Genomic DNA, 21,345 nt, shown 5'->3' on the forward strand with positions numbered 1-21,345 from the left:
ATTTATTTGGCATTCGGGCACCAAGGCTTCAACTGCTTGAAGAAGTCATTACCCTTGTCGTCAACAAGAATGAAGGCGGGGAAGTCCTCTACGTCAATCTTCCACACAGCCTCCATACCCAGCTCAGGATACTCTACACACTCAATACTCTTGATAGAACTCTGAGAGAGTACTGCAGCGACACCGCCGATAGTACCGAGGTAGAAACCACCATGTTTCTTACAAGCCTCTGTCACCACATCGCTACGGTTACCCTTGGCAATCATCACGAGAGAAGCGCCTACAGACTGGAACTCGTCTACGTAGGGATCCATACGGTTAGCCGTGGTTGGTCCCATCGATCCGCAAGGATAACCCTTTGGTGTCTTGGCAGGTCCAGCATAGAGTACAGGATATTTCTTAAAGTACTCCGGCATACCCTCACCAGCATCCAGACGGGCCTTCAGTTTAGCATGAGCGATGTCACGAGCCACAATGATGGTACCTTTCAGGTTGACACGGGTAGAGACAGGATACTTTGACAGTTCCTTGCGAACAGCATCGATACCCTCGTTGAGATCGATCTCGATACCTTTACCACCCTCACCCGGACGACGCAACTCCTCAGGAATCAACTCTGTGGGGTTAGCGTCCATCTTCTCGAGCCAGATACCCTCACGGTTGATCTTTGCCTTGATATTTCTGTCGGCAGAGCAGGACACGCCCATACCGATAGGACAAGAAGCACCATGACGAGGCAAGCGGATGACACGGATATCGTGAGCCAGGTACTTACCACCGAACTGAGCGCCCAGTCCAATCTTATGAGCCTCAGCAATCAGTTTCTCCTCCAAGTCGATATCACGGAAGGCACGACCTGTCTCATCACCTGTCGTCGGCAGGTTGTCATAGTATTTGATAGAGGCGAGCTTCACCGTCAGCAGGTTCTTCTCCGCAGAGGTACCGCCAATAACGAAAGCGATGTGATACGGAGGACATGCTGCCGTACCCAATGACTTCATCTTCTCTACGAGGAAAGGAATGAGTGTGCCCTCGTTCTGGATAGTTGCCTTCGTCATCGGATAGAAATAGGTCTTGTTGGCAGAGCCGCCACCTTTTGCCACCATCACAAACTTGTACTCTGCACCCTCTGTTGCCTCGATGTCAATCTGGGCAGGGAGGTTGCAACGGGTGTTCACCTCGTCATACATGTTCAGCGGTGCGTTCTGTGAGTAGCGCAGGTTATCTTGGGTAAAGGTATTGAACACACCAAGACTCAGTGCCTCCTCATCCTCAAAACCGGTCCATATCTGCTGACCCTTCTCACCATGAATGATAGCGGTACCCGTATCCTGACAGAAGGGCAGGATACCCTTGGCGGCGACCTCCGCATTACGCAGGAACTGCAGGGCGACATACTTATCATTCTCTGAAGCCTCAGGGTCTTTGAGGATCTGAGCCACCTGCAGGTTATGCTCACGGCGCAACATGAACTCCACATCATGGAAAGCCTGTTGTGCCAATAAGGTGAGAGCCTCCTTAGAGACTTTCACGATTTCCTTTCCCTCAAACTCAGCGGTTGTCACTCCCTCTTTTGAGAGGAGTCTGTACTCCGTGTCGTCTTTGCCCACCTGAAACATCGGGGCATACTTGAATGCTACTGGTTGTGCCATAATCGTATTTATTTAGTTATTAATATCCAAAAATTTCCTCTAAGGTAAGCCGCTTTACGGGAGCAATCCTCTCCAGCGACTTCATATCCAGTTCCTTCTCGTCACCCAACAAGAGGTAACGATAGGGCTTGCGTGCTATCTGTTGCTGTTCGAAACGGACAATATCCTGTAACGTCACGTCCTTCAGGTCACGGAATATCTTCTCATTAATATCATAGTCATAACCCAGTTTCTGCATCGTGAGGTAACGACTGATAGTATTAAACTTCGTCGTACGCTGACTTGCCATCTGTTTGATGACAGCCTCCTTGGCAATCTGGAAAGCTGCCTCACTCTGTGGAATGGTATCCAAGATACAATGGAAATGGTTGACGCAGTCCATCATCTTGTCATTCTGGGTAATGATATGGGTAAAGAAGAACTCACTCTGTCCTTTCCTCTCAGGACGGAAATAACGGGCAGAGGCATTATAGGCGAGACCGCGAGCCTCACGCATCTCCTGGAACACGATACCGTTCATGCCACCACCATAATACTCGTTGAATATGGTAATCGTGGCTGCCTCGTCCAGACGGAAGGCACGTCCTTCATTATGGAACATACGCATATAGATATTCTTCGCGTCATAGGGAGCAATCCATATCTCATCCTTCGGAGTCTGTTCGGCTGTGAAGGGTTTGCCCTTAGGAACAGGCAACAGTGCCTTGGGAGTTTGGTGCTCCTTGGTAATCATGTCAGAGAGTGCCTTTTCGGAGAGAGGACCATAATAGAGTACGCGGTGCTCCAAAGTGCTGAGGTTCTTCAACAGGTCGAGCAACTGCTGCGGGTCAGTCTCACGTAACTGTTTCTCTGTCATGTCGTCACGACGGATATTATGAGACCCATAGACTCCATAGTGATACAGATAGTCGAAGCAGGTACGCTGGTCTTTTTTCCTGTCATCACGAGCCTTCAGTGTCAGGTCTATAAACTGGTCATAGGATGTCTTGTCTGCCTTGGCATGGTGTAACACCTTCTCCAACAACTGAAGGGCTGGCTGCATATTCTCCGAGAGACCGCTCAGTGTGACATTCACACAATCCGCATTAGAATGGATGGAATAGTTACAAGCAAGTTGATAGAACTGCTGTTTGATATCAGCGGCACTCAACTGGTCCGTACCCACATAGTCGAGATAATCCGTGGCAACACTGTAGCGGTTGTCATCCTGATGACCGAACTCATAGCGGAACACTAAGGTGAAGAGATCATTATCCTTATTCTGCTTATAGATGACAGGGAGTTTCTTCTTCGTCTCCGTCAGAGTGATATCCTTCTTGAAATCCACAAAGACTGGTTGGATAGGTTCCACCTTTGAGTTCTGGATATCCTTCACGAACTGACTGACCATATCACGGTTGGCAGGGATCGGTGTGATAGCGGGTTTGTCGATCTTCTTCTGTGTAGAGTCGACACCCTGTGCCTTGAAGATCGTAACATAGCCATCCGTGAAGAAGCGGTTGGCAAAGTCCGTCATCTGCTGTTTGGTCATCTTAGAGACTCTGTCGAGTTCTCCCACTTCCTGTTCCCAGGAGATACCATTAATGAAAGCTCCCATTTGCAGGCGGACCCTCCAAAGGTTATTGTCAAGTCCTTTCTGCCACGTCAGCTTCCTGTTATTGATAACAGAGGGTATCAGGTCATCCGAGAAGTTTCCTTTCTTCATCTTGTCAATCTCCTCAATCATGAGGTTTCTCACCTCCTCCAGAGACTGTCCCGGCTTCGGCATTCCCACGAGGAAAAACAAGGAGTAATCCTGCATCGGCATCATACCTGCCTGTGCCACCTGTACTTTCATCGACTGATTCAGTCCCAGGTCGAAAATTCCCGCCTTGCCATTGGACAGCATCTCCTCTATCACCCCTAAAGTGTCACACTGCAAATCAGAGGCTTTCTTACCTAGCCATCCTACCCATACCTCCTCTGCCTGTTGTCCGATAACAGTCGTATCGACAGAAGCCGTCAAAGATTTTTGCTCTGGAAAGACAGGTTGGCTGACATCAGAAGCTGGTTTCCAGTTGCCAAAATACTGATCGATCACAGCAACCGTCTTGTCAGGGTCGAAGTCACCTGCCATGCAGATGGCTACATTATTAGGGACATACCACTTATTGAAGTAGTTCTTAATATTGACGATAGAGGGGTTCTTCAGATGTTCCTGCGTACCTATCGTAGTCTGGGTACCATAGGGATGCGTGGGAGTCAGTTTCTCCCCCATTGCCTTCCATACCTTGTCACCATCGTCACTCAAGTAGATGTTATACTCCTCATAGACAGCCTCCAGCTCTGTATGGAAACCACGGATCACCATGTTCTGGAAGCGGTCCGCCTGTATCTTCGCCCAGTTCTCTATCTCGTTGGAGGGGATGTCCTCTGTATAACATGTCACATCATTACTCGTGAAGGCATTCGTACCCTGGGCACCAATCGCCGCCATCAGCTTGTCATACTCGTTGGGAATGAAATACTGGGCGGCGAGCTGGCTTACACTGTCTATCTCATGATACGCCTGCCTACGCTGCTCAGGATCCGTCAGTTTGCGATATACCTCATAGCGCTGGGTAATCTCATCTAACAACGGAGCCTCAGCAACAGGATTATTCGTACCAAACTGTTTGGTACCTTTGAACATCAGATGTTCCAGGTAATGGGCAAGACCCGTCGTCTCCGCTGGGTCGTTCTTTGAACCAGTACGCACGGCAATATACGTCTGGATGCGCGGTTTCTCCTTGTTAACACTCAGATATACCTTCAGACCATTGTCCAAGGTATAGATACGTGTCTTAGTCAGATCACCATTGACGGTCTGATACTGATAGTCCCTTGCCTGTGCATTCATCCCGAGCACAATAAGACAACTTGTTAGAATGAGTTTCAGTTTCATCATTATTTCAATCTTTCATTTTTTATATCTCAACTATTCCTCATAGTCTATTTCATGATCGAGCTTCGAGATGAAGTCGTCGAATACATCCTGCTCCACGTCACCCATAGCGAACTCCTTTTCCGCATCCTTGCGGATCTCGGCAATCCAGGCACGACGGGCACGGACGTAATCCTCACGGATCCGCTGCATGGCAGGTTCTGTCAATTCCTCCAGACCATAGTAGTCAAGAATCATCCGATAGGTCCATGTCCACTGGTACTCCCGATAGTGGCTGTCAATCTCCCTGAAGCGGTTCAGGATATCCTTGATACTCTCGATATTGCCACTCTTGATGTCGTCTATCAGTCGCTGCTCCTCTGAGGCAGGCAGTAACAATCCAGACAAGTCGTTCCAGTCGCCCTCTCCAATGGTAGAGGCAGGCTTACCCAAGAACCCACCCTTGACGGCACGCTTCAAGACAGCACCCATATAGATACGCAGGGCGATGTCATAGTATTTGATACCTTTCCGCAAGGATGACGCATTGATGATATACTCATGGTAATTATAAGATGACACGTTATCACCACCAGCCAGACGCAAAGCCTCCAGGATTTTCTTACCCTGCACGATCTCTCCCACTGTGAAGGGAGAGAGCCAGTCGAAGTTGATGATACTCTTCCTGCTGGAAGGAGCACGACGGTCACGTTTAGGCCATTTCTTGATGTCACGATAGAGTCCTACCGTTGTGATGTTACGACCAGGGACGATATACATCGTCTCCCCATATGCCATCAGATAGGCAAAGGGCAGACAGCGCATATCGGGATGGTTCATCAGTTTGCCGAAGCAGACAGAGAAAGCACCGATCTTCGCAGGCATCAGCACATAGGCGCCACTTGCGGTCTTAGAGCCACGCTCCAGCACACCATAGTGCATCGGTCCCATCTTATAGGCATGATTCGAGAAGTTGGTGTTCGAACCAGCATTATAGAACGAGTACTCGCCACCTATCAGCAGACTTGACTTGTGGTGGGAGGCGGAGAATGGTCCGCAGAAGGCAGCACAAGCCTCACCATTCGCCATGAACGAGTTGGCGAAGAACACACTCGCCTCTGCCGTGAAACCATTGGTGATCTGACAAGCCTCCCCTACGAAACAGTCCTGCATCTTCACAGAGTTTGTGATAGAACAACCATTCGAGATAATAGAGTTCTCACAGATAACACCCGTTCCGATATATACAGAGGCATCCTTCGACGACATGATGGTACAGTCGCTCAGTCGAGCTGCCCCATTCACCTCACAGTCGTCCTTGATGACGGTATTGGTAATCTCCTTGGTATTGATGATCTTCACCCCGTTTCCGATGGTGCCGCGCTCTGGCAACGTGAAACGGATCTCCTCATTCACCAAACGAGTGATGTTGTCGCGCAGACTCTTGTCCCTGAAATGCTTCACCATCAAGGCAGCCAGTTGTGAGTTGAGGTCATGGAAAAGGATGACGTTACCATCTCCCATCTCGTTGAGTACAGAGACGACATGTCCCTCTCCATAGGTGGCACCCTCCGTCGTCTCCAGTGTACAGATATTGGAGATATAGCAGTCATCACCAATGGTATAGTTATTGATGAAGTTACCGATCTTCTCTATCAGACAGTCGTTTCCCACTGTCACGTTACGCAGGGTAGCATCATTGATACCCGCATGCTTGGTGAAACCTTTGGTCACCTCCACCTGTTTGTCGAAGGAGCCCAAACGGATATCGCCATAGAATACTACACGATGGAACCCATAGGGCTTAAACGTATCCGCCACCATTACTCGGTCCCAGTCCTCTGCCCAGCAGCTGTTACGCTCGAGCACTTCAATTTCCTCTTGTGTCAGTTGTCTGTAATCTCTCATAAGTATATATGTGTTGTGTAAGTTATTCTTCTACTGTATACAGAAAGTCGTTATACGGATATTTCTGTACGTGGAGCTCACGTACCCTGTTATAAAGTATCTCGCGCAACTCGTCGATATTCTCTTTCTTCTTAGCGGAGATAAAGAGACAGTCGCTCCACTCTCCCCTCTCCTCACTTCTCTCTCCTCTCATCTTCGCCATCCATGTCTTCTTCAACTCGTCAAGAGAGATATTCTCCTTGGTTGGTGCCGTGAGGTCATCCTCGTCCTGTGGGGTCCACTTATAGGCATCTATCTTATTGAATACCAACATCGAGGGTTTGTCGGCACAGCCGAGGTCAGCAAGGGTCTTCTCCACCACCTTGATCTGTTCCTCGAAATCAGGATGTGAGATATCTACCACATGCACCAGCAGGTCTGCCTCCCTCACTTCATCAAGGGTCGACTTAAACGACTCCACCAGGTCAGAGGGCAGCTTGCGGATAAATCCAACAGTATCGGCAAGGAGGAAGGGCAAGTTGTCGATGACCATCTTACGTACGGTAGTGTCAAGGGTGGCGAAGAGTTTGTTCTCCGCAAAGACATCACTTTTGGCAAGCAGGTTCATCATCGTCGACTTACCCACATTGGTATATCCCACGAGGGCGACACGAATCAAGCGACCACGGTTCTTACGCTGCGTCGTCTTCTGCTTGTCAATCTCCAAAAGGCGTTCTTTCAGTAAGGTGATACGATGGAGGATGATACGACGGTCCATCTCCAACTGGGTCTCACCAGGTCCGCGAAGACCTACCGAGCCTTTTCCGCCACCAGAGCCAGAACCACCGCCCTGACGCTCCAAGTGGGTCCACAGTCGTTGCAGACGGGGGAGCATATAACGATACTGTGCCAACTCGACTTGTGTCTTTGCCTCGGCTGTCTGGGCACGCATGGCAAAGATATCGAGGATCAACGAGGTTCGGTCGAGAATCTTTACTTTCAACTCAGCCTCGATATTACGGATCTGCTTAGCACTTAGCTCGTCATCGAAGATGACCATACCTACCGGTTGAGGAGTTTCCCCCTGCCCCTCCAAAGGAAGGGGTGAGCCAGCATCAAGCCACTCTTCGTAAGCATCTTCGCATTCTTTGATATATTGTTTGATCTCTTCGAGCTTTCCCTTACCCACATAAGTCACCTGACTAGGACCCTGTACCTTCTGCGTGAAACGTTTGACTGTCACAGCACCAGCGGTATCGGCAAGAAACTCCAACTCATCGAGATATTCCTTGGTCTTCGCCTCGTCCTGCTCCTGGGTAATCAGTCCCACCAGCACAGCCGTCTCGGCTTTGACCTCAGATATTACGAATTCTTTCATACCTTTATATAAATATGTGGCAAAGGTACAAAAAAATTACATATTACATACTTATTTTATCAGATTTTTATTATCTTTGTCGCCACAAATAGACACAACTTAATTTATAATCTTATGAGAGTAATTATTGAAGCTGACTATCAGAAAATGTCGCAATGGGCTGCAGAACACGTTATTGAGCGTATCAACGCTTTCCAGCCCACCAAGGAGAAACCATTTGTATTGGGCCTTCCTACCGGTTCTTCACCTGAGGGCATGTATGCTTGTTTGGTAAAGGCTAACAAGGAGGGTCGTGTGTCCTTCAAGAACGTGCTGACGTTCAATATGGACGAGTATGTCAATCTGCCTGAGGACCACCCTGAGAGTTACCACTCTTTCATGGCTCGCAACCTGTTCGACCACATCAACTGCCCTAAGGAGAACATCCATATCCTCAACGGTAATGCCAAGGACCTCGCTGCTGAGTGTGCACATTATGAGGAGATGATCAAGGAGGCTGGTGGCATCGACCTCTTCATCGGAGGTATCGGTCCTGACGGACATATCGCCTTCAACGAGCCGTATTCAAGTCTGACCAGCCGCACCCGTGTGAAGACACTGACCACAGACACCATCATCGCCAATTCTCGTTTCTTCGACAATGACGTGAACAAGGTGCCCAAGCTTGCCCTCACCGTTGGTGTAGGTACGGTGATGGACGCCAAGGAGGTGATGATTCTCGTCAACGGACACCATAAGGCTCGTGCCCTGAAGGCTGCCATCGAGGGTGCCGTCACCCATGAGTGGACCATCTCCGCACTCCAGATGCACCAGCATGGCATCATCGTCGCCGACGAGCCTGCCACTGACGAACTGAAGGTTGCTACCTACAAGTACTTCAAGGATATCGAGAAGGATAACTTGCTGTAAGCAACGTCTTATGTAGAAATAGAAAGAGGGTGTGTCTCAAGAGGCGCGCCCTCTTTACAAAATCAATAGGTTAAAATGATGAGAACAAGACTATTATTACTATTAGCATGCTGTCCACTGATGATGATGGCGGAAAGCAGGAAAGTAAGCTCACCAGACGGCAAAATGGTCGTAGAGGTGAAAGTAGAGAACGGTAAAGCGACATATACTGTTCAATATGACGGTGTCGAGATGCTGCAAAAGTCACGACTCGGAATCGAGACTAACGTCGGCGACTTCACAAAAGACCTTTCTTTCGTGGGATCGAAAGAAGGAGTGATAGAGCAATCGTACGATCTCTCACGCTCCAAGACCTCACATGTCGACTTCAAGGCTAACCGTCTTGACATCACAGTGGCTAACACCCAGAAGCATCAGATGATAATAACCTTCCTCGTCAAGAACAATGACATTGCCTTCCAGTACACCATCCAGCGACAGGAAGACAATGAGACCAGAAGTGCGGTCGTCAAAGAGGAGAAGACCTCCTTCCGTCTGCCAGAGGGTACAACGACTTTCATCTCCCCACAAAGTCACCCTATGATTGGCTTTGCTCGTACGAAGCCTAGCTATGAAGAGGTCTACTCGAATGACGCACCCATGGCTCAGAAGTCGTTCTATGGTCATGGCTATGTGTTCCCTGCCCTCTTCCATGCAGGTGACAAAGGCTGGGTTCTCATCAGTGAGACGGGTGTCACCTCTGCTTTCGTGGGCTCTCATCTGAGTGATTATGACAAAGAGGACGGCTATACCATCGAGTATCCCATGAAGGGTGAGAACAATGGAATCGGAACGACCTCAGCAGGTATCCCCCTGCCAGGCAGTACTCCTTGGCGCACCATCACCATTGGTAAAGACCTGGGACCTATTGTCGAGACGACCATTCCCTTCGACCCCCTATCCCCACTCTATGCACCCTCACAGGATTACAAGCCAGGTCGCTATACGTGGAGCTGGCTCATCTGGCAGGATCAGAGTTGTAACTACGATGACCAGGTGACCTTCATCGACTTGGCAGCAAAGATGGGCTATGAGTATTGCCTCGTGGATGCCTGGTGGGATACGAACATCGGACGAGAGAAAGTTGCAGAACTATCAAGATACGCCCAGTCGAAGGGAGTGAGTCTGCTGCTGTGGTATAACTCCAATGGGTATGAGAATGATGCGCCACAAGGTCCTTTCAATGGAATGAACACTAGCATCAACCGTCATCGTGAGATGGCATGGATGAAGAGCATTGGCGTGAAGGGTATCAAGGTTGACTTCTTCGGAGGTGACAAGCAACAGACGATGCAACTTTATGAGGATATCCTCAGCGATGCCAACCACTACGGGCTGCAGTGTATCTTCCATGGTTGTACGCTGCCTCGCGGATGGGAGAAGATGTATCCCAACTATGTGGCAAGCGAGGCTGTTCTCGCCTCTGAGAATGTGTTCTTCGACCCGAATGCCGCTATCCGTGAGCCCTTCGACCTCACATTACATCCATTCTGTCGTAATACCGTTGGCTCAATGGACTGGGGAGGTACTATCATGAACCGTTTTATGAGTAAGGACAACAAGAGTCGTCACAGTCGTAAGACGACGGACATGTTTGAGATTGCCTGTGCGATTACCGTCCAGACTTCTGTCCAGTGTATGGCAATACAACCTAACAACCTGCAGGAACTGCCTCAGGCAGAGCTGGATCTGATGAAGTCGCTACCCACCACATGGGATGAGACACGCTATATTGACGGATACCCTGGCAAATTTGTTGTTCTCGCCCGTCGTCATGGCAACCAATGGTATATCGCTGGTCTGAATGCGGAGAAAGAAGCAAAGAAACTGACCCTTCAGTTGCCGATGCTGACGGGACAGACCATCAGCTACTACACGGACAATGCGGAGGGGTATGCGGAACTCAAGACGCTGACAGTGGATAAGAAAGGACAGGCTAAAGTAGTGATACAACCTAACGGGGGTATCATCCTGCAATGAAAAATAAAAGGACAGCCTCACGCTGTCCTTTTATTTCATTATTCACTTTTTCTTTATCTTAAAAGAATTCTCAATACTACTTAACTCGGAGGAGAACGACTTGTCGACTTTCAGTCGCTGCTCGATGGCGGAACAGCTGTGGATCACTGTCGAGTGATCACGACCACCTATCAGTTGTCCGATACGGGAGGCTGGCATCTTCGTGTACTTCTGAGCGAGATACATCGAAACCTGACGGACGATGACATAGTCACGCTTGCGAGACTTGCTGAAGACATTCTGCTGGGATACATTATAATGGTCACAGACACGCTCCAGGATATCATCCACTGTCAGCGGTTTGTTGTCCACTTTCACGGCACGCTTGATGACACGCTCAGCCAGACGCATATCGACATTGCTGTTATAAACAATAGAGTATGCCATCAGTGAGTTGACGACGCCCTCCAGGTCACGGACAGAACCATTGGCAGTCTCCGCGATAAACTGGATGACATCCTCTGGAATCTTCAGACCGTCACGCCTGCACTTGGCATGGAGGATATCCACACACAACTGTACGTTAGGCTTCTCCAACTCAGCGATCAGTCCACAGGCAAAGCGTGTCAACAGACGATCCTTCATACCTTGCAGATCCACAGGAGGACGGTCGCTGGCAAGGATGATCTGTTTACCATTACGGAACAGATGGTTGAAGATATGGAAGAAGGTGTCCAGCGTCCTCGGTGCTGTCGCCCATTCCTGAATATCATCTACTATCAGGACATCAATGGTCTGATAGAAATGGATGAAGTCATTGACAGTATTCTGGCGGGTAGCATCAGCGAACTGTACCTGGAAGAGACGTGCTGAGACATACAACACACGCTTCTGCGGATACATTTCCTTACACCTCACACCAATGGCGTTGATAAGATGCGTCTTACCACAACCAGAAGGACCGAACACGAAGAATGGGTTGAAAGTTGACTTTCCCGGATGCTCCGCAATGGTGAGTCCTACCGTACGGGGCAACTTATTGCTATCACCCTCGATGAAGGTCTGGAAAGTCTTATGGATATCCAACTGGGGATTCAGGTCCTGTGGGACAGCGGCATCCAGTGTCGTAGGAGCCTTGTTACCACGAGTCGTCTCCTGAGGACGCTCGATATTGACAGGCTCACTGCCCTCTTCCTCTACAGTCAGCTTATGGGCCTTATCCACCACAATACGATAGTTGAGCTGGACGTTCTTACCGAAGCAACGGCATAACACCTTACTTAATAAGGTCACATAGTATTGCTCCAAATACTCATACACGTAGCGACTGGGCACCTGTATGAGAAGAGTCTGCTTCTCCTCATCGTATTTCTCGAATACGATGGACGCAAACCATGTTTTATATTGCTGCTCCGTGACGTTCTCCCTGATCAGATGAAGGCAGTCGCCCCAAAGCGCCTTTGGAGTTTTTTCCATGCGGCGTTATACTTATTTAATTAATAAAACCAACCTTGTTAAAGAATATAGTTTTCGTTTTCGATTGCAAAGTTCGTACTTTTTTTTGATATATGCAAATCGACCAGTTTACACGATTTTTTGACAACATCACGTAACTTGCTTAATTATGGGGAGTTAGAATTCCTTATGATGAATTTATCAATTCTTCATCTTGTAAAATTTCAAAACCCTGTCTATCAGCGATTTAACAAAAACTGCACACGGGGTATCCAGTGTGCGGTTCTTTATTTGTTTCAGCTCCGAAAGCGATTAATATCAGGGAGTTCCATACTTTGTTGAAAAAACTCCACGCTCCTCATAACTATTTAGACAAAATAAAAATTAGAAAGATAATTATTTGTCTTTTTTGCCGAAAACTGAGAAGTGAACATAGCGTTTCGGATGAGCCTTGAGGTCTCTAACCAGAGAGTCCGCATCTGCCACCGTAGTAGTCAGATTCTTATAGAGAGTAGCGTCACGCATCAGCAAGCCCAGCGTCCCCTCATTGCTGTTGAGTTTACGGGTCATCTCCTCCACATTGGCAAGAGTTTGGTTCACCTTAGCAGTCATCGCCTCCACGTCTATCGTACTCAGATTAGCTGTCAGACGCTGGGTATTACCCAACACACTATCCGCCTTGACCATCATTGACGGAACGTCATGTCCCAGGCGGGCAGACAACAACCTTAAATCAGCACTCGTCTTGTTCAGGTTAGCGGTCATACCTTCCACGTTATGCAGTGTCTGCTGGAGTGCAGGATCCGCAAGCAGGACATTCAGACTTGTCAGGATGGAGTCCAGTTTAGGCATCATCGCCTCAATGGCAGGAACCATAGCAGCGACCTTCGCCATCATCCCCAGCTCCACATTACCAGGAATAGTGTCACCTACTGCCACGAAACCTTGAGGATGCTGTGCCAATATCAGGTTGATTTTAATGTTACCCAACAGGTCGCTGGATATCTCCGCATGAGAGCCGACAGGCAAACGCATCTCCTTATTCAGCTCTACGACAGCGACAATACGCTCAGGTTGCTGATAGTCATAATTAATACCCTTTACCACACCCACCTTAAAGCCATTGGCATAGACAGGTGACGAAGCGGATAGTCCACTGACGTCATTAAAGGCGACATAATAGGAGTTGGAATTGGAGAAGACGCTCAATCCCTTCAGGAAATTCAAGCCAAAATACAGCACGACGAGTGCCAGGATGGCTACACAAGCTATCTGTACTTCTTTCGTAAAGAACTTCATATCTATATCTTTTTATTTTTTCTTTGCTCTGTATTCACGGATGGCAACACGGATGTCCACCTTCTGTCCTCCCTTGAAGGCGATGACAAAAGCCTCAGGGAAGTTCTTCACCAGACTCTCACGCACTTGTACTATCTCGTCATAGTCTGTTGACTCACCAACGGTATATTTGTAGAAACCACCTTCCTCGTAGTATTTCGCCGCCGGTTGCCCATTCAACTGTTTCTTGGAGATCTTTTTGGGAGAGGCACTGGCGAGAATCTGTACTTTGAAGATGAGGGAAGCATCCTGCACGTTGGTATTCTCTTTCGTCACCTCCACAGGCTCAGCAGTGACAGCGGTCTCTTTCTGCGGTGTCGCAGGGACTGTCGTCTTAGTAGGTTCATTCTGTGTCACCACAGGGGGTGTCGTCTCAGCGAGCTCCTCTTTCTCCTCTTTGGGTGGTACCACGGAAGGGATATTCACCGGTTGTGTCTGCTCTGCTTGATAGGGTACGGTGATTCTTCCGTCATACTTACGCTTATAGTCGAGGAAAGCCTTATAGATACCATAGCCCAGACGGTCGATGCCGTCCCCGCTATTCAGGAACCGTTCCTCCTCAGGGGTAGTAATAAAACCCAACTCTATCAGACAACTGGGCATCGAGGTCTCGCGGAGCACCAGGAATCCTGCCTGCTTGACACCCTTGTTCTGACGATTGGCAGATGCGCAAGCGTGCTTCTGTACATATTTCGCCAGTTCCACACTCTGTGCCATGTTCTTATCCTGCATGAACTCGAACATGATATAGCTCTCACTTGAATTGGGGTCGAAACCCTCGTAGCGTTGTTTATAGTCCTTCTCTATCAAGATGACCGAGTTCTCACGCTTTGCCACTTCCAGATTGGTCCCTGCACGGTGCATTCCCAACGTATAGGTCTCCAGTCCCATGACCCTTTTCCCTTTTGGTACGGCATTGGTGTGAATAGAGACAAACAGGTCTGCTTTGTTCCTGTTGGCAATGTCCGCACGAGTATGAAGTGGGATAAACACATCCTTCTTACGGGTATAAATCACTTTCACGTCGGGACAGTTGTCCTCTACATAACGACCAAAAGCCAATGCTACGTTCAGATTGATATTCTTTTCCTTGGAGAAGGCACCCAGCGCACCGGCATCATGACCGCCATGACCAGCATCGATGACCAGTGTGAATTTCTTGTTCGCAGCGATAGCCATCACTGCGAGGAAGAGTGTCATCCAAAAGAGAGAAAAAATCCTTTTCTTCATATATCTATATATAATAAGGTGCAAAATTACGCATTTTCCACGTAAAAACCCTTACTTATCCTTTAGTTTTATCATTTATTAAATGTAATTCCACGCCTGCCCCCTGACAATCTGCTCCCATCGGGGGATTGACCTTTGTCAGCCAGAGATCAATACTCAGAATCTTCGGATCAGAAGCGAAGAGAGCCTCTGCTATCCTGCCAGCGACCCGTTCCAACAGAGCGGAAGGCTGTTCCATCTCTTTTCTGACCAAGGCATAGACCTCCGCATAGTTGAGGGTATCACTGACCTCATCCGTCCGCATCGCCTTGGAGATGTCATAGCCCATACGGAGTGAGACGAGGAAGTCGCCACCCACCTTACGTTCCTGGGGCATGACACCATGGAAGGCGTGGAAACGGAGATCCTTTAAGAAGATATATCCCGACTCTATCCGCATGTCGCTCAGTCTTGTGTTTCCTCCAGGTCGTCAACATTGCCCGGGAGGTATTTCTTCAAGGCACGTTCTACGCCAACCTTCCAGGTGTTAATACTCTCGTCCTTCAACGACAGAGAGGCGACCAGACGGATGACATGCTCCAAGGGCATCCGGTAGCGAAGCACACCAGAGATGAGCTTGGCATAGTTCCAATACTCCGGGTTGAACTTCTCGGAAAGACCTTCCACCGTTGTCTTGTAGCCGCGTTTGTTCTCAAACTGGAAGTCGTAGCGTTTCGAGCCGTCAGGGTTGACTTGTTTGATGATCTTGCCTCTGGTGACGGTCTTAGGGAGCACAATACCCTCCTCGTCATCCTGCAACCCTGTGAAGATCTCATAGGGGTAACCATCCAGCAGTCCGACGAAAGCCACCCATTTCTCCTTGTTATTCTGGAAACGTACCACATCACACTCTAAAACCTGGGGACGGACCTCCACCACTTCAGGGCGTTGGTCTTGTAATGATTCCTTTTTGCTATTTCCTTCCATAAATTTATTGTTTTGACGGCAAAGGTACGATTAAACGAGCACAAAACAAAGAATTTTATTCTTTTTTTTGTCGAGTGTGAGTACTTTCGGCATTTTTAATGCCAAAGGTACGATTAATTTTCTTTTCGGACAACTTTTTCAGAGAAAACCGCTCGAAAGTTTTCCTTTTTGGGAAAGATTATGTAATTTTGCAGTATGAAAAATCTGACAATCCGGCGAACAATTCGCCAATACAGCAACAAAGAAGTGAGCCAAGAGCTCCTCAACCGTCTCATGACAGACGCCAGTCGTACACAGACCATGGGTAACCTGCAACTGTATAGTGTGGTGGTGACCCGCTCGGAAGAGATGAAACAGAAACTGGCACCTGCCCATTTCAACCAACCCATGGTGATACAAGCTCCTGTGGTACTCACCATCTGCGCAGACTTCAACCGCACCTCCACATGGGCACGCTGTCGGAAAGCAGAGCCGGGCTACGACAACTTCCTCAGTTTCATCAATGCGGCAACGGACGCCTTGCTCTATACGCAGACGCTCTGTAACCTCATGGACGAGGAGGGACTGGGTTACTGCTATCTGGGTACCACTGTCTATATGCCTCAACAGATTATCGATATCCTGGAACTGCCGAGACTCGTGATGCCTATTGCAACACTGACGGTAGGATGGCCTGCCGAGGAGCCTCCCCTCTCCGACCGTCTGCCGCTGGAGAGTTTTATACATGAGGAGACCTACCATGACTATACCGCTAAGGACATCGACACCTATTATATATATAAAGAACAACTGGACGAGAACCGTCGCTTCTGTGAAATTAACCAGAAGGAGACACTCGCCCAGATATTCACGGACATCCGCTATACGAAGAAAGACAACGAGACAATGTCATCAGGACTATTGGAAGCGCTCAAGCACCAAGGGTTCCTGGACTAGTGAGAGGTAAAAGATTAGTAGAAATAATGCTTACGAATAGCACTGACTGCATCCTGTGCCCATAAAACCGGAACACAAGATGCAGTCATGAGTATAAAGAATATTATACGCTTCATCTTCGATTACTCATCTACGACAATGGGCTTGTACTTAGGAACAAGCGCCTTCATGATACACCAACCAATCAGGTAGGCGACAGCGCAGATGCAGAACACCACCATATAGGCGGCAGGCTTTCCCTCGAAACCGAAGAAGGTGAAAGCAGCTCCCTGATCAGCTGCCCAGTCGAAGAACTTACCGCTACCGAGGTTGATGCTCATAGAACCCAGACCACCAGCCATCGTTCCTAAACCGACGATGGTACCAATCGTTGACTTGGGGAACATGTCACCAATGGTAGAGAACAGGTTTGCAGACCATGCCTGATGACCAGCGCCCAGCAGACCGATCAGGATAGCGGGCCACCATGCGCTATAGGCTCCCATAGGCTGTGCGAAAAGACCCAATACAGGGAAGCATGCGAAGATAAACATGGCACGCATACGACCCAGATAGGGGTTCATTCCCTTCTTGTCGACGAAATAGGTAGGCAGATAACCACCACCGATGGAGAGAATCGTCACAATGGCATAGAGGGTGAAGATCAGTGCGATACCCATAGCAGAGTCTGACGTGTAACCATACTGGTCTGAGAAGTAAGCAGGAGCCCAGAACAGGAAGAACCACCATACACCGTCCGTCATGAACTTACCGACGAGGAACGACCATGTCTGCTTGTAGGTGAAACACTTCAGGAACGGTATCGTCTTCTCCTCCTTCACGGCATCACGGTTCTGAGCCTCAGCGATATCATTATCCTGCTCGATGTAGTTAAGCTCTGCCTGGTTGACACGTTTGTTCTGTGCAGGTTTCTCATAGAGCCACATCCACAGTCCCATCCAGATGAAACCGAGGGCACCGATGATGATAAACGCCATTTCCCAACCCCAGGCACGAGCCAACAGGGGAATCGTTGCGGGAGCGGCAAGTGCACCAACGGAGGCACCACTATTGAAGATAGAGGTGGAGAACGCACGGTCTTTCTTGGGGAAATACTCCGCGGTAGCCTTGATGGCAGCGGGGAAGTTACCAGCCTCACCAACGGCAAGGATCAGACGACAAGAGAGGAACAGCCATACGGAGATGGTAGCGATGGCGACAGCAGCGTCAGAGCCTGCCTGTACGGCACGCAGTGCGTCGATGGAGTCATAGCCCTCGACGGTCATAGCCACCCAGCCGCAACCAGCATGCAGCACAGCACCCAATGACCATACGAAGATGGCGATCAGGTAACCTTTCTTAGTGCCCATCCAGTCAATGAACTTTCCTGCGAAGAGGTTGGCGATAGCATAGAACAGTGAGAACAGACCTGTTATCGTTCCGTAGTCACCATCGGTCCAGTGGAACTCTGGGGCAATGAAGTCCTTCCAAGTTAATGATAAGACCTGGCGGTCCATGTAGTTAATTGTCGTTGCCAGGAAGAGCAACGCACAGATGACCCAACGGAAGTTGGACATTTTAGTTGTTTGAATAGGAGTCATAATATTTATTGTTTTCTATATTTCGAGATGACGACTATTTGATGTCGATTACGGGGATATTATCCTTGTCGTTATAGTAGAGGTTCTCACCTGCCATACCCCAGATAAAAGTATAGTAATAGGTACCTGCGGCAGCATGCATGCTCCACTCCGGTGACATGATAGCCTGCTCGTTATGCAACCATACCACACGGCTCTCCTGGGGCTCACCCATGATATGGGCAATGGTCTGCTCTTGGGGCAGGTTGAAATAGTAATATGCCTCGATACGGCGACCATGGGTATGAGGTGGCATCGTGTTCCAGGCGGCACCCGGGTTGAGCTGTGTCAGACCAAGTTGCAGCTGACAGGGACCTTCCTCCAGGACATCGTTGACAATCAACTTATACACCGTACGGTTGTTACACTCCTCCAGGGAGCCTACAGGTCCCCATACGGCAGCCTTCAGCGAGCCCTTACGACCGTCGAGGGTCACCCACTGTGTCTTATAGTGCTGATGAGCGGTGGCAGAGTTCAGATAGAACTTGGCAGGTTTGGCGGCATCCTTCGAGCGGAAGAGAACTTCCTTGTTCACATCCTTGTCCTTACCGATATGTCCACGACCGATATAGAGAGCCTCTTTCGGAGCCAAGGCATACTCCTTACCGTCGACGATCACCACGCCGTCGCCCTGACCGCAGTTCACCACGCCCAGCTCACGGTTATAGAGGAAATACTTCTCCTTGATACCGGGGTCGACATCCAGTCCCAGTTCCTGGAAGTTCTCCAACTTGAGAGTCTTGGTAACAGGCATCGCACCACCGAAGATAAAACGGTCGTAGTGCGAATACGTCAGGTTAATCTCGTCAGCCACCATCACCTTCTCCATAACGAAGCGCTCACGCAAGGTCTTCGTATCGTAGTGCTTCACGTCCTCTGGATGACAGGCTGTCTGGAAACTCACTTTCTGTTGGCCATACACAGCCGTCATCATTCCCATAAGCATTAATGTCAAAATTGTCTTTTTCATATCTTAATTTCTAATTTCTAATTTTTTAATTCTCTGTCGATTCCAGACAACCATCGCAATGGTGATGATGGTCAAGATACCGGCGCCCACCCACTGGAGATTGTTGACACACTTGTAGATGACCCAGCCAAAGAGGGAGGATGCGAAGTCGAGGGCACCAGCCTGGAAGCCCTCTGGGATCTTGGCGGCAGGATCCTGTGTCTGGGCATAAACGGTCTGGGCTGCCTGTGTGAAGGCTGGAGCCATGTCTGTGACGAACCAGAGTCCGATACCCACCGTGATGATACCGATGATCAGGGTCTTCACCACGTTACCCTTCGTGTAGGGCAGTACCATCACAAACACATAGAACATACCGGCAAGCGATGCGAGGGGCAGGAACTCATTTCCGGGCAGTGCCACCGCCATCAGCAACGCAAGAGGTATCAGGATCAGGGATGCGACGAGAGTCGTGGGATGTCCGATGACCAGTGCCGGCGACATACCGATATACACTTTCTTACCAGCCCATTTCTTCTGTACCACCTCCTGTGTCTTCTCGGCAATGGGTTTCAGTCCGTCGATGAAGAGTTTCGTGATACGGGGAATCAGCTCCATCACGGCACCCATCGTCACACCCAGGAAGAGGACTTTCTTGATATCCAACTGTGCCACGGCACCAATCAACGCGCCGACGATGACACCCAGTACGATAGGCTCACCGAGCACACCGAATTTCTTCTTCAATCCCTCCGCGTCAATATCGAGTTTCGAGAAACCGGGGATGCGGTCCAGCAACCAGTTGATAGCGATGGCAAAGGCGGTAAAGCTCTGACAGAAGGGCTGTGGGATGGAGATACCATCCATGTCCTCATAATAGCCCTGGAACTTATCAGCGGTCAGGTCTGCCATCACCAGCGTGATGATATAACATACGATGGCGGCGAAATAGCCCCAGGCAAGACTCTGGTCCATCACGAAATATGCGACGGCACCGATGAAAGCGAAATGCCAGTAGTTCCAAAGGTCGATATTCACCGTGCGGGTACAACCGGTGATGAGCAACAGAAAGTTCACACCCAGACAGATGGGGATGATCAAGGCTCCCACCGCCGTGTTATAGGCGACAGCGGCTGCCGCGGGCCATCCCATGTCGAAGACACCCAGTTGTAAATCATAGAGTTTGGAGATCTCACTCAGCGGTGAACCGAAATTCGTCGTCAGCAGGGCGGTCACGATACCGAGACCCACAAAACCGACACCCACATAGAGTCCCGACTTGAGCGACTTGCCGAACTTCATCCCGATGCACAGTCCGATAATAGTAAACAGTATCGGCATCATCACACTGGCACCAAGACTGATAATGTAACTAAAGACTTGTTCCATTGTTAAATTTCAAAATATCGATATTCGTTGTTTTAGTATAATCGACTGCAAAATTAATAAATTTCTATGAAAAAAACAAATGTAAGAAAGAAAATGGCAAAAAAGAATATAAAAAAAACTTGAAACATGAAACCTGAAACCAAAAGCCCCTGCTAAGCGTAATGCTTTTGCAGGGGCTGATGGTTACAGAGTCGGGTGATAACCCATACAGGAGGTCGTTCCTAATGCCGTCAGCAGGGCTATGGCGATGGAGGCGATGATCTGAACGATCCATTTGAGCGTTTCTTTCTTCATTACTCACCTCCCTCCTCTGCTTTCTCCGACTCCACGCTGTTCTCATGCGTCTCCTCGAAGACCACATCCTTGACCAGCTGCTTCGCTACGGCAAACTTCTGGTAGATGGTGCCGTTGGCACGGCGAGCCTGACCAGTTATCACTCGGACGGTCTCAGGGGCGAACAGCACTCGGCGGGTCGTGATGTTCTGCGCTCCCACATCCTCGGCCTTGACTGCACCGATGCTGGAGAAGCCTACCTTGAAGATGCCGATGCCGTCGAGTTTCACCTTCTGACCCATCTCGAAGAAGTGCTTCATGGCAGCTCCCAGCTCATCGAGCACTGCGATGATGTCGCTTCGCTTCACGCTTGCCTGAGACTGGATGTACTCGGCGAGTGCCTTGGTCCCGATGAAGTTCTTGTCGTAGACTGCCTTGGCGAAGTACTTGCCGCATGCGCTGGA

General features: G+C 49.2%; 16 protein-coding genes and 1 pseudogene. 3 read left to right on the top strand and 14 right to left on the bottom strand.

The annotated features are described in order from the left end of the window. Positions 1-2: 2 nt before the first annotated feature. Genes BM257_RS09155 through hflX form a run of 4 tightly spaced genes read right to left on the bottom strand, consistent with a single transcriptional unit; the run spans position 3 to position 7,819 of the window. A complete protein-coding gene (locus BM257_RS09155) occupies positions 3-1,652 on the bottom strand; it encodes a fumarate hydratase (protein ID WP_092071421.1) in 1,650 nt (549 codons plus the stop codon). Between the two features lie 19 nt (positions 1,653-1,671). Beyond that, the gene (locus BM257_RS09160; protein WP_092071490.1) at positions 1,672-4,575 is read right to left on the bottom strand and encodes a M16 family metallopeptidase; all 2,904 of its coding nucleotides are present in this window, start codon (positions 4,573-4,575) and stop codon (positions 1,672-1,674) included. A gap of 33 nt (positions 4,576-4,608) precedes the next feature. Further along, on the bottom strand, positions 4,609-6,462 hold the full coding sequence (locus BM257_RS09165) for a DUF4954 family protein (protein ID WP_092071424.1): 1,854 nt from the start codon (positions 6,460-6,462) through the stop codon (positions 4,609-4,611). 22 nt (positions 6,463-6,484) lie between these two features. After that, entirely contained in the window at positions 6,485-7,819 is a 1,335-nt protein-coding gene (hflX, locus tag BM257_RS09170) for a GTPase HflX (RefSeq protein ID WP_092071427.1), read from the bottom strand. Positions 7,820-7,933: 114 nt separating this feature from the next. Between hflX and nagB the strand changes: the two genes are divergently transcribed. Continuing rightward, positions 7,934-8,728 carry a glucosamine-6-phosphate deaminase gene (gene nagB, locus BM257_RS09175; RefSeq protein WP_092071429.1) on the top strand — a complete coding sequence of 265 codons (795 nt, stop codon included), beginning with the start codon at positions 7,934-7,936 and terminating at the stop codon, positions 8,726-8,728. Positions 8,729-8,803: 75 nt separating this feature from the next. Next, the gene (locus BM257_RS09180; protein ID WP_092071432.1) at positions 8,804-10,747 is read left to right on the top strand and encodes a glycoside hydrolase family 97 protein; all 1,944 of its coding nucleotides are present in this window, start codon (positions 8,804-8,806) and stop codon (positions 10,745-10,747) included. A 42-nt stretch (positions 10,748-10,789) separates the two neighbouring features. On the opposite strand, the gene dnaA is transcribed toward BM257_RS09180, so the two are convergent. From dnaA to BM257_RS09205, 5 genes and pseudogenes are all read right to left on the bottom strand, one after another. Then, complete coding sequence (dnaA, locus tag BM257_RS09185) at positions 10,790-12,202, bottom strand: chromosomal replication initiator protein DnaA (protein WP_092071434.1); 1,413 nt, start codon at positions 12,200-12,202, stop codon at positions 10,790-10,792. A 375-nt stretch (positions 12,203-12,577) separates the two neighbouring features. Next, positions 12,578-13,480: an MlaD family protein gene (locus BM257_RS09190; protein WP_092071437.1), complete on the bottom strand. Its 903-nt coding sequence runs from the start codon at positions 13,478-13,480 to the stop codon at positions 12,578-12,580. Between the two features lie 12 nt (positions 13,481-13,492). Then, the gene (locus tag BM257_RS09195) at positions 13,493-14,749 is read right to left on the bottom strand and encodes an N-acetylmuramoyl-L-alanine amidase (RefSeq protein WP_092071440.1); all 1,257 of its coding nucleotides are present in this window, start codon (positions 14,747-14,749) and stop codon (positions 13,493-13,495) included. 55 nt (positions 14,750-14,804) lie between these two features. After that, positions 14,805-15,188 (bottom strand): dihydroneopterin aldolase, encoded by a 384-nt coding sequence (folB, locus tag BM257_RS09200; protein ID WP_092071443.1) that lies wholly within the window; start codon positions 15,186-15,188, stop codon positions 14,805-14,807. 44 nt (positions 15,189-15,232) lie between these two features. Continuing rightward, positions 15,233-15,673 (bottom strand): annotated as a pseudogene (locus tag BM257_RS09205) (ribonucleoside-diphosphate reductase, adenosylcobalamin-dependent); the annotation flags it as partial. Between the two features lie 237 nt (positions 15,674-15,910). Here BM257_RS09205 and BM257_RS09210 point away from each other — a divergent pair. Continuing rightward, on the top strand, positions 15,911-16,651 hold the full coding sequence (locus BM257_RS09210) for a nitroreductase family protein (protein ID WP_092071445.1): 741 nt from the start codon (positions 15,911-15,913) through the stop codon (positions 16,649-16,651). Between the two features lie 122 nt (positions 16,652-16,773). Here the strand turns inward: BM257_RS09210 and BM257_RS09215 are convergent, their stop codons facing one another. From BM257_RS09215 to BM257_RS14850, 5 genes are all read right to left on the bottom strand, one after another. Beyond that, positions 16,774-18,231, bottom strand: coding sequence for an MFS transporter (locus BM257_RS09215; protein WP_092071448.1), 1,458 nt, complete (start codon positions 18,229-18,231; stop codon positions 16,774-16,776). A gap of 34 nt (positions 18,232-18,265) precedes the next feature. Then, positions 18,266-19,240: a 5-dehydro-4-deoxy-D-glucuronate isomerase gene (gene kduI / locus BM257_RS09220; RefSeq protein ID WP_092071452.1), complete on the bottom strand. Its 975-nt coding sequence runs from the start codon at positions 19,238-19,240 to the stop codon at positions 18,266-18,268. Between the two features lie 3 nt (positions 19,241-19,243). Beyond that, positions 19,244-20,608, bottom strand: coding sequence for a PTS galactitol transporter subunit IIC (locus BM257_RS09225; protein WP_092071455.1), 1,365 nt, complete (start codon positions 20,606-20,608; stop codon positions 19,244-19,246). 183 nt (positions 20,609-20,791) lie between these two features. Next, entirely contained in the window at positions 20,792-20,902 is a 111-nt protein-coding gene (locus BM257_RS14845; protein ID WP_177216071.1) for a smalltalk protein, read from the bottom strand. Continuing rightward, the coding region (locus BM257_RS14850) for an HU family DNA-binding protein (protein ID WP_092071458.1) at positions 20,902-21,345 on the bottom strand (444 nt) is incomplete at its 5' end. The genes BM257_RS14845 and BM257_RS14850, both read right to left, overlap by 1 nt.

Source organism: Prevotella sp. tf2-5 (genome assembly GCF_900115435.1).
Classification (GTDB): domain Bacteria; phylum Bacteroidota; class Bacteroidia; order Bacteroidales; family Bacteroidaceae; genus Prevotella.